Source organism: uncultured Neisseria sp. (assembly GCF_951230505.1).
Classification (GTDB): domain Bacteria; phylum Pseudomonadota; class Gammaproteobacteria; order Burkholderiales; family Neisseriaceae; genus Neisseria.
In genome coordinates this window covers 1-2,573 of the sequence record NZ_CATNVN010000207.1, presented here as the reverse complement: position 1 = coordinate 2,573, position 2,573 = coordinate 1, and the positions used below count along the sequence as shown (strand labels likewise).

General features: G+C 48.5%; 3 protein-coding genes. 2 read left to right on the top strand and 1 reads right to left on the bottom strand.

The features are described 5' to 3' along the window. Positions 1 to 159 precede the first annotated feature (159 nt). Complete coding sequence (locus tag Q1M25_RS09485; protein ID WP_003748560.1) at positions 160 to 483, bottom strand: DUF2185 domain-containing protein; 324 nt, start codon at positions 481 to 483, stop codon at positions 160 to 162. Positions 484 to 737: 254 nt separating this feature from the next. Between Q1M25_RS09485 and rnc the strand changes: the two genes are divergently transcribed. After that, the gene (rnc, locus tag Q1M25_RS09480; RefSeq protein ID WP_300484065.1) at positions 738 to 1,457 is read left to right on the top strand and encodes a ribonuclease III; all 720 of its coding nucleotides are present in this window, start codon (positions 738 to 740) and stop codon (positions 1,455 to 1,457) included. 64 nt (positions 1,458 to 1,521) lie between these two features. Beyond that, positions 1,522 to 2,451 carry a GTPase Era gene (era, locus tag Q1M25_RS09475; RefSeq protein ID WP_150537320.1) on the top strand — a complete coding sequence of 310 codons (930 nt, stop codon included), beginning with the start codon at positions 1,522 to 1,524 and terminating at the stop codon, positions 2,449 to 2,451. Positions 2,452 to 2,573 lie beyond the last annotated feature (122 nt).

Below are 2,573 nucleotides of genomic sequence, written 5' to 3'. Positions count from 1 at the left end.
GAAACGGGCTTGAACGCTGCCGATGCGCAGGTTGGTGCCCTCGAGGCGTGGTTCGAGAATGTTCATGATGATTCCTTCAATATTGGTGAAATAGGGATTCGGCTCGGTTTCAGACGGCCTTTTTATAAAGAAGGCCGTCTGAAACGAAATGGGGATGGGTTATTCTTGCGGCTGCCAATCGGCAACGGCTTGGAACTCGCCGTCTTCGTTCAATTCCCACGCGCTGCCTTCTGCCTGAGTCAGCAGGGGCGCGATGTCGGGATTGTCTGCAGTAATGGCGGAGAGGCTGACAATGCTGAAATTGTCGGGATTGTCGGTGTATTCGTCGGTTTCGTCGCCGCTGAAAATACGCCAGCCGCTGTCGTTTTCAAATACGGGGGCTTCGCGGTAGAGGAAGCCGACGGGCTCGCCTTGTTCGGCGACGGTGTTGGTAACGATGCAGCGGTCGAGTGCTGCGGCCAATGCTTGGGCAAATTTGTTCATGGAGTTGACAAAGAGATGATTTGGCATGATTTTACACGATTCGCCGCTTTTCCGCACGGATGTGTGCAGGGGCGGTTTAATGGTACAATGTCGGCAAGTGCCGTCAGGTTTGAACATGACGGCTTTTGATTGTTTATCGGCTTGAGGGACGCAAGAAACAATGAGCCAAAATAAAAAAGTTGCCGGTGTAGCCTTTTTATTTTGTTTCACTGCGGATGAGGCGTACTTTCCGGCTGTTTTTTTGAAAGTATGGAATGAAACCTGATTTGCTCAAACAGCAGGCGCATCGATCGATTCAAAAGCGTCTGGGCTATGAGTTCCGCAATATGGAGCTGCTCCAGCAGGCTTTGACCCACCGCAGCTACAATGCCAAACACAATGAGCGTTTTGAATTTGTCGGCGATTCGATTTTGAACTATTCAGTGGCGCGGATGTTGTATGACGCGTTTCCGAAATTGTCGGAAGGTGAGCTGTCGCGGATGCGAGCGGCTTTGGTGAATGAAGGTGTATTGGCTGAAATCGCGTTGGAAATGAATGTCGGCGACGGTTTGTATTTGGGTGCCGGCGAGTTGAAGAGCGGCGGTTTCAGACGGCCTTCGATTTTGGCAGACGCGATGGAGGCGATGTTTGCGGCGGTCAGTTTTGATGCTGATTTTTCTGCGGCGGAAAAAGTGGTTCGCCATTTGTTTGCGGAACGCGTGAAACGTGCGGATTTGAATATCGGCAAGAAAGACAGTAAAACTGCTTTGCAGGAAGCCTTGCAGGCACGCCGCTTTGCTCTGCCGAAATACCGAATCGAAGAGCAGGCGGAGCAGACGGCTGATGCGATGTTTGTGATTTCCTGCGATTTGGGCGAACTCGGTTTCATCTGCAATGCACGCGGCAGCAGTCGGAAAGTGGCCGAGCAAAAAGCGGCATGTGAAGCCTTAGAATGGTTGGAACAGAAGTTTCCTTTGAAAAAAGCTAAAAAATAATATTTCAGACGGCCTTTGAGAAAATGCAAAGGCCGTCTGAAACAATCAAGAAAGTCATATATAAATGGATATCGAAACCTTTTTACAAAACGAGTCGCAACACCCGACGGATTATCGTTGCGGCTTTGTGGCCATCGTGGGTCGTCCGAATGTCGGTAAATCCACGTTGATGAACCATTTAATTGGTCAGAAAATCAGTATTACCAGTAAAAAAGCACAAACCACGCGCAACCGTGTAACAGGTATTTACACCGACGACACGGCGCAATTGGTGTTTGTCGATACGCCGGGGTTCCAAACCAATCACCGCAATGCGTTGAATGACCGTCTTAATCAAAACGTAACCGAAGCGCTTAGCGGCGTAGATGTGGTGGTTTTTGTGGTGGAAGCCATGCGCTTTACCGATGCCGACCGCGTGGTGTTGAAGCAGTTGCCTAAGCATACGCCTGTGGTATTGGTGGTCAATAAAATCGATAAAGATAAAGCCAAAGATAAATTTGCGCTTGAGGCTTTTATCAATGAAGTACGCCAAGAGTTTGAATTTACTGCCAGCGAGGCAGTCAGCGCGAAACATGGCCTGCGTATTGCCAATCTTCTGGAACTGCTCAAGCCGTATCTGCCGGAAAGTATCCCGATGTATCCGGAAGATATGGTGACGGATAAATCCAGCCGATTCCTGGCGATGGAAATTGTGCGCGAAAAATTGTTCCGCTATTTGGGCGAAGAGTTGCCCTATGCGATGAATGTTGAAGTGGAGCAGTTTGAGGAAGAGGAAAGCGGACTGTTCCGTATTTATATCGCGGTGTTGGTCGATAAAGACAGCCAAAAGGCAATTTTGATTGGCAAGGGTGGGGAGAAATTGAAGAAAATTTCTACTGAAGCCCGCCTTGATATGGAAAAATTGTTTGATACCAAAGTCTTCTTGAAGATTTGGGTGAAAGTGAAATCCGGTTGGGCAGACGATATTCGTTTTCTGCGCGAATTGGGTTTGTAATGTAATGTGTTTGAACAAAGGCCGTCTGAAAAATTTTCAGACGGCCTTTTGTTTGATTAAGCCAATAATTCAGCCAGACGTTTGACGATTTCATCTGCCGCTTGGCGTTTCGATGTTTCCGG

Bases quoted from the DNA above. Each gene is read 5' to 3' on its own strand.
- Q1M25_RS09485 (WP_003748560.1), bottom strand. From the start codon at position 483: ATGAACAAATTTGCCCAAGCATTGGCCGCAGCACTCGACCGCTGCATC.
- rnc (WP_300484065.1), top strand. From the start codon at position 738: ATGAAACCTGATTTGCTCAAACAGCAGGCGCATCGATCGATTCAAAAG.
- era (WP_150537320.1), top strand. From the start codon at position 1,522: ATGGATATCGAAACCTTTTTACAAAACGAGTCGCAACACCCGACGGAT.